General features: G+C 59.6%; 7 protein-coding genes and 1 pseudogene. 5 read left to right on the top strand and 3 right to left on the bottom strand.

The genetic code is table 11. The annotated features are described in order from the left end of the window. Positions 1-406, bottom strand: a 406-nt coding sequence (locus tag AWU74_RS03455; RefSeq protein WP_062327626.1) for a flavodoxin family protein, incomplete at its 3' end; no start/stop codon positions are given. 161 nt (positions 407-567) lie between these two features. After that, positions 568-1,080 (bottom strand): hypothetical protein, encoded by a 513-nt coding sequence (locus AWU74_RS03460; protein ID WP_062327629.1) that lies wholly within the window; start codon positions 1,078-1,080, stop codon positions 568-570. 128 nt (positions 1,081-1,208) lie between these two features. Here AWU74_RS03460 and AWU74_RS03465 point away from each other — a divergent pair, with 128 nt between their 5' ends. From AWU74_RS03465 to AWU74_RS03480, 5 genes are all read left to right on the top strand, one after another. Continuing rightward, complete coding sequence (locus tag AWU74_RS03465; RefSeq protein WP_062327631.1) at positions 1,209-1,724, top strand: Hsp70 family protein; 516 nt, start codon at positions 1,209-1,211, stop codon at positions 1,722-1,724. 452 nt (positions 1,725-2,176) lie between these two features. Next, complete coding sequence (locus AWU74_RS10170) at positions 2,177-2,566, top strand: hypothetical protein (protein ID WP_162504743.1); 390 nt, start codon at positions 2,177-2,179, stop codon at positions 2,564-2,566. A gap of 138 nt (positions 2,567-2,704) precedes the next feature. Further along, complete coding sequence (locus AWU74_RS03470; RefSeq protein ID WP_187150815.1) at positions 2,705-3,718, top strand: RluA family pseudouridine synthase; 1,014 nt, start codon at positions 2,705-2,707, stop codon at positions 3,716-3,718. Then, the gene (locus AWU74_RS03475; RefSeq protein ID WP_062376611.1) at positions 3,715-4,587 is read left to right on the top strand and encodes an Asp23/Gls24 family envelope stress response protein; all 873 of its coding nucleotides are present in this window, start codon (positions 3,715-3,717) and stop codon (positions 4,585-4,587) included. Before AWU74_RS03470 ends, AWU74_RS03475 begins: the two co-directional genes overlap by 4 nt. Positions 4,588-5,367: 780 nt before the next feature. Further along, positions 5,368-5,790, top strand: a complete 423-nt coding sequence (locus AWU74_RS03480) for a hypothetical protein (RefSeq protein WP_062327636.1) — start codon at positions 5,368-5,370, stop codon at positions 5,788-5,790. Between the two features lie 263 nt (positions 5,791-6,053). On the opposite strand, the pseudogene AWU74_RS10175 reads toward AWU74_RS03480, so the two are convergent. Then, positions 6,054-6,180 (bottom strand): annotated as a pseudogene (locus AWU74_RS10175) (IS5/IS1182 family transposase); the annotation flags it as partial.

A 6,180-nucleotide genomic window follows, 5' to 3' on the forward strand; every position in this document is an offset into this window, starting at 1 on the left:
TGAGCATACCGTTACCGCTGCCGCCCGGAGAGGCGATAAGCAAGACTTGCTTGCCGGAAAGCGCGCCGTTTGAGTTCATCATGTTTTCACAGCGGCGAAACCGGTCAAAAAAGCATTTGAGCGACTCCTCTGTCTCAGCCCAATATACCGGCGTGATAAAACAAAAGGCGTCGGCGGAACGCACTTTTGCCTGAACTTCGTTAAAGCCGTCTTTCCCGAAAGCGCACGTATGCTTTTCACGGCAGGTTCCCCAGCCGTTGCCGCACACATGACAGCGTTCCAGCTTTTCAAGGGTAATGACTTCGGTTTCGGCTCCGCCGTCCGCAGCCCCGCGCTTTGCTTCCTCGGTCAGCGAGTGGCAAAGTCCGTCTTTTTTTGGATTCCCCGAGAGTATTAGGTACTTCATAACGATAAATCCTCCTCACTTAAATTAAGTTTCTCTTTTCGTCGGTTGAACAAATGTTTGCCTGAAAGCAAACACCGCCGAGCTTGCGTCAATATGCCGCCTCCGTATATGTGCCCTGCCGTCGTATGCCCCGCGGCAAACCGAGAGGCAGTAAACCGCCGTCACGGAATAATCGTGCTGAACACCGTCCCCCAGGGACCCGCCTGCCCCTTCGCGTTCTCCAGCCGTATGCAAAAGCTGACGGTCTTGCCGCGGTCTGATTCGGCAAAGTCGAAAACCTCGCGCTTCCTGCGGGTAAAGCGGGAAAAGGGCAGTTCCTCTCCGCCCGCGGGGGCTTTCATCAGTTCCCGCTTCGGTCCCGTGGCGGCTTCGATGCTCGCGCCTCCCTGCGGCAGTATGCCCCAGTACACGCGGAAACCGTAGTCGCTGGCTTTTGCGTCGGGGAGTATGTCGCCGATGATTTCAATATCCAGTTCCAGCAGGTGGTCCCCCAGCGGACGGTGTTTCGCCGTTGCTTGGTTTCCGGGCGGCGGGACGGGGCTGTAAGCAGTGTCCAACTGGGGCAGTCCAAAGTCGTCGCGGTCGGCGGCGGAAAGGGCGGGGTTGCCGAGAAGGTAACACCAACGTGACTGACACCAGAAGGACGGAGAAGGAATCCCGCCGAGAGTCTGCAAGAAAGGGCGCAAACGCTCCGTGCTTGACGAACGGCTGACACAAGGCTGGCTTTACCACGCGGCGCCCAAGGTTGACACGGTTTGTCTATTGGCACTATAGTGCCGCTACTAGCGCGTGAGGAGTTCTTATGGCTGTTATAGGCGTCAAACTGGCGGACGGAACATTTTATCCCGTACTGAAAGAGGGGGTGCCGGCAAAAAAAATGCTGTGTCTTACCACGGTGTCAGACGGTCAGGCTGTGGCACATATCGAGCTATTCTGTTCCGAAGACGGGACGATGAATGCGGCGCGGTATATCGACACGCTTTTGCTTGAGCGCGTCGCGCCGCAGCGCAGCGGCGAACCCGATATTGTGCTCGCCGTTTCAGTCGACGAGCGCAACGTGTTTCGGGTGGAAGCGCGCGATTCGGAGTTCGGCAGCACAAGCGCGGTGCAGGCGTTGCTTTCGCCGTTTGCCGCGTTCCCCGACGCTGCGCCGAGGGCGGCGCTCCCCGCTTCCCCGCCTAAAATACCTGCCAAACGCGCCGTGTCTGAAAAACCGAAGAAGAATGAAATGTCCTTCGTCGTCGGGGGGATATGCGTGCTGTGCGTAACCGCGCTGTTGTTGCTCTTGTTCTGCTTCGTCCGCTCGCAAAACGCCTAAACGCTGTTCGCAGCGGGCGCGCCGGGGACTTCGCCGAGCGGCGCCGCTGTTCCGCGCGAATATATGCGCGCTTCCGTGTCGAAAGCACCCTCCGCTTCTTGACGCCCCGCCCGGCGGTGCGGGGAGGGGCTTCATTTTTTTTCAAGAAAATCCGCGTCTTTAACCAGAACGAACCTTTCTGTCGCGGCATTCGCCCCTTCGGATATAAAACCGTTCTGAAAATTGCCGTCTCTGGCAGCATAGCCTGTTTCCGCAGCCGTTGCTGCCTTGCGCCTATGCAGAATCATACGCCGGCGCCCTTGAACGGACGCCGCTCGTATTCAAATGTATGACGCGTCCGTGCGAATAGGCAGCACATACATTTGAATATATGCCTCATCTGTTCGAATATATGCTGCGCCTATGCGAATATATGCCAAGCATATTCAAATAGGCGGCGCGTCCATTCAAATATGTGCGTCGTCTCCGCGAATAGATACGGCATATACGCGCGGGTATCCGGCGCTCGCGTCAAACGCATTCGGGGAACCGCTGTGCGCTGCGCAAAGCTTACTGTTTTCTTCGTCGTTGCTATTCATATCAGGTATTTTTTCTTTAATCCACCTTCCAGTCCACATTACCTAATTGGGCGGGGAATTAAACTCCAAGAGATTAAAAGAGCAAAGACCGACAGCGAGCGCGTCACAGCCTGCGAACCACCGGCGCGGTGCGCCACCGAAGTGGCGCATCTTCCGACGATCGCTTCGCTTCGCACAGGTGACGTATTGAAGACGCTCGTTGCCGATACAAACAGGACAAAAAAGCTTCGCCCGTTCCGTGCCAGCGTCTGGTGCGGCAAATAGACTTTGTTTCTATGCTATTCGCCTTGCTGCCGTAAGTTTTTGATACAGACCTTTATACCGAGTTTTTTGGGGAGACTCGGTCGTTCGGCGGAACCGAAAACGCTTGCCCCGCGCGTTTCGTTTCTGGTACAGTGGCGCATGACATTTGTCGAAAAACGAGCCGGTCCCGACGACGAGGGGCGCCGCGCCGACCGGGTCGTCCGAAAGGCGCTGTCGGCGTGCCCGCTCTCCGCCGTGTATGCCGCGCTGCGGAAAGGGCTTATCACCGTCAACGGCAGGAAAACCGAGCCGAGCTTCAAGGTTACGGCGGGGGACAGGCTGGAAATCGCGGCGCCGCTCGCCAGTGCATACGCGGTGCGCTCGACTCGGGTTCCCGTCGTCCTGCTGGACGTTGCCACTGAAACCAGAGCGGGCGCGAAAGGCAACACGGCATACACGTCTCTTGGGGAGACGCTGTTTCAGAACCGCTTTGCCAAAATCATCAATAAGCCGTATGACGTGCCGGTGCACGGCGCAGGTTCCGGCGGCATAACTGTCGCCGAGTGCCTCAGGGCGGAATGCGCCGCGTCATTGTCGCTGTCGTTTGCGCCGGCGCCGCTCCACCGGCTCGACCGGAAGACGAGCGGCGTGCTGGCATGCTCGCTGAGCATCGAGGGGGCGCGGGAGTTTTCCCGCATGCTCAGAGAACGCGAAATCGAGAAGCGCTACGTTGCGATAAGCGAAGGCACGCTCGGCGCGGCGGAGTGCTGGCAGGACGCTGTATCGAGCCTTCCGGCGGCAGGCGGGCGTTTTTGCCGCGTGCGCGTCGGCGCGGAGGGCGGCAAGAGCGCGCTCACGGAGGCGATTCCGCGGGCGCACGGCTCGTACCGCGGGCGGGCAGTCTCGCTTGTGGAGTTCCGAATCGGCACCGGACGGAAACACCAGATTCGCGCGCAGGCGAGCCTGCACGGGTTCCCGCTTCTGGGCGACACCGCATACGGCGGGACGGCGATCCGCGATGCGCAGGCGCATTTTCTGCACGCGTGGGAAATGCGCTTCCCCGCCGGAAATCCGCTGGAAATCCCGCTACGGGTCGCCGCGCCGCTCCCGCCGCCATTCCGGGAAATCCTCGCGCGCTGCTTGCCCGGCGGCGACATATCCCGCTATATTTGAGCGCAGTCGTGTGGCAAATCAACGCGCTACTCCAGAAAATCAAAGGCGTCTCGACCTATGCGCTCGTCGGCAAGAGCGGGACGGGGAAGAGCTTCCGCGCCAAACTGCTCGCCCAGAAATACGATATAGCCGCGATTATCGACGACGGGCTGCTGATTCAGGACGACAAAATCCTCGCGGGGCACTCGGCAAAGCGCGAAAAGACGTATATGGGGGCGGTTCGCGCCGCGCTGTTCGACGACAAGGGAGAGCGGGACAAAGTGGTGCGGACGCTGCAGAGGCTGAAGTTCCAGAAAATCCTGCTGCTCGGGACGTCCGAGAAAATGGTGGGGAAAATCGCGGCGCGGCTGCGGCTTCCGCCGCCCGAAAACATTACCCATATCGAGGACATTGCGACGACCGAGGAAATCGAGCAGGCTGTCCGCTCGCGCGCCGTTGAAGGCAAGCACGTCATTCCGGTTCCGGCGCTCGAGGTGAAGCGGCAGTACCCGCGGATTTTCGCCGGCGCGGTGCGGGTTTTCAGCCCGCGCAGCTTTGCCCGTAAGTCGGACGCGCTGTTCGAGAAAGCGGTCGTCCGCCCGGAGTTTTCGCGGCGCGGGCGCGTGAGCATCTCGGAGTCGGCGCTGACGCAACTGGTGGTGCACTGCGCGAACGAGTTCGACCCGCAGATAGCCGTCAGGAAGGTGTCGGTAAAAACCACGCCGGAGGGCTACCGGCTGACTATCACCATAGACGTGCCGTTCGGCACGCAGCTCACCGGCAAAATCCACCGCCTGCAGGCATACGTTACCGACAGCATTGCGCGCTTCACCGGCATATTCATCGAGGAAGCGAGCGTCGTCATAGACAAAATTCGGCAGCCGGAGTGACGAGCGTTGCCCGTGCGGGCAACGACAGAGTTTCTTGAGGAAACTCTGCATATAGGGTGGCACAGGGAACGTCCGAGTTCTTTGAAAGAACTCGGCATATAGGCTTTCGCCCTACGGTTCTCTACGCCTTACCTTTACGCTGCGAGTTTGCAAAGCAAACTCGGTAGCACGCTACGGCGTGCGGCAGTTTCTTGAGGAAACTCGGCAGATAGGTAAACTCGCTTGGCATACAGGCTTTACCTATAGGTATAGCGCACAGGCAAGCGTCGGGCGGTCTTACCGAGCGGGAGAGAAAGGGAGCGGGCAAAGCCCGTTCCCTTTCTCGTCTCAAAGGGGAAGCGGGTTTGCCGCTTTCCCTATGACGGCTTTCGGCGGCGTCATGACGCACACGCAGAACAGAGGCTCTGTCTAGGGCAGGAGAGAGACACTGTTCTAGGCGGGAGAGAGGCTCTGTCTAGGGCGGGACAGAGACACTGTCTAGGGCAGGACAGAGACACTGTTCTAGGCGGGACAGAGGCTCTGTCTAGAGCAGGAGAGAGGCTCTGTTCTAGCCTTACGAGAGGCGCTCGCGTGAGCGGGGAGGCGGAAACGCTTCCCCGCTCTTTTTTATGCCCGCGTGTGCGCGGGAATTGAAGTATTGACTAGCTGCGGACGCGGGCATATAATGGAACAATGCGGCGGGGACAGAAGCGATTCGCCCCGGCGCGGTGTTTAGCGTTATATGCACACGGCGCCGTGCGCGCACGAGGCAGTAACAACGGTTCTATAAGGAGTTCTCAAATGAACAAAACAAGAAACGCAGTGCTCGGCATTGTCTCGGCTCTCGCGCTGGCGGGCGCGGGTTTCGCGCTGTATTCCTGCGACGGGTTCGCGGACGCGGCGGCTCAGGCGGCGGACGCCGGCAGGAGCAGCCTCCACGAGGCTATAAAATACAAGATTCGCGGTCCGAAAGGGTGGGTGGACTACATGTTCAGCAGGGGCGACGTAGGAACCCTTGACAAGGACTATGTCCTTGGAACCGACAGGACGGTGCACGTTGAGGATTATCGGCCCGATGTCATTGATGACTTCCGCGGGAAACTGGAAGCCGCCGGGATAACGGTTACCGGCTCCTACAGCCCGCCGAGCGAAATCGGGCGCCGCTGGGTGGAGTTTAACCTGAAAGAAGTTCTAGAGGTAGAGATGTTGCTTACGCGGGGATAAAGAGCCGCGGCGGACGGAGAAGCGCACAAGAGCAGGGCAAAACGCCCTGCTCTTTTTTATGCCCGGAAGGTCGTCCGTTTTTGCAGTCGCCTCATGCTGCCGCTTGCAGGCGTCTCGTGCCCGCCCGTGCAGGCGTCTCATGCCCGCCCGCGCAGGTGCCTCATGCCCGCCCTAGCAGGTGTCTCATGCCCGCCCGCGCAGGTGCCTCATGCCCGCCCTAGCAGGTGTCTCATGCCCGCCCGTGCAGGTGTCTCGTGCCCGCCCTAGGTAGCGTGGACTGGAAGGTAGAGAAACAAACACCTGACATGAATGGCGGCGATGAAGGAAGCGGTGAGCTTTGCATAGCGCGTAGCAATTCCCCGCCAGCGCTTGAGGGCACGGAAGACGGTT

The organism is Treponema endosymbiont of Eucomonympha sp. (assembly GCF_001028545.1).

Coding starts and splice junctions, on each gene's coding strand:
- AWU74_RS03465 (WP_062327631.1), top strand. CDS start 1,209: ATGGCTGTTATAGGCGTCAAACTGGCGGACGGAACATTTTATCCCGTA.
- AWU74_RS10170 (WP_162504743.1), top strand. CDS start 2,177: ATGTGCGTCGTCTCCGCGAATAGATACGGCATATACGCGCGGGTATCC.
- AWU74_RS03470 (WP_187150815.1), top strand. CDS start 2,705: ATGACATTTGTCGAAAAACGAGCCGGTCCCGACGACGAGGGGCGCCGC.
- AWU74_RS03480 (WP_062327636.1), top strand. CDS start 5,368: ATGAACAAAACAAGAAACGCAGTGCTCGGCATTGTCTCGGCTCTCGCG.